The organism is Streptomyces sp. MBT65, from assembly GCF_016612545.1.
Classification (GTDB): domain Bacteria; phylum Actinomycetota; class Actinomycetes; order Streptomycetales; family Streptomycetaceae; genus Streptomyces.
The window spans coordinates 1-332 of the sequence record NZ_JAENRY010000821.1; the positions used below are offsets into that span (position 1 = coordinate 1).

The window sequence follows — 332 nt, forward strand, 5'->3', positions numbered from 1 at the left end:
CGCGGCGCATCCGCTCGAAGGCGTTGGACCGTTCGCGTTCGGGAAGATGGTCCGGGACGCGTGGTTCCTTCACGGCGACCTCGCGGTCCACCGTCTCGTCCTTCGCGCGCCACACCGTGCCCATCCCGCCGTGCCCGAGCTTGCCGAGCAGCCGGTACCGACCGGCTATGAGCCGCCCCGTGCCGGGGTCCGGCGTCGGGACGGAGTCCGTGGCGGGGGCGGGCGTCGCGTACGGATTGTCCGGATGCGGCACCTGCACCGGCACGGCCATCCGCGGGTTCGGCGGCTGCGGCGCCGTACTCTGCGGGGCCGCAGCCTGCGGAGCTGATGCC

Annotated in this window: 1 pseudogene; it reads right to left on the bottom strand. The window is 74.1% G+C overall.

Annotated elements, in window-relative coordinates:
- Nucleotides 1-332 (bottom strand): annotated as a pseudogene (locus tag JHN63_RS52255) (serine/threonine protein kinase); the annotation flags it as partial.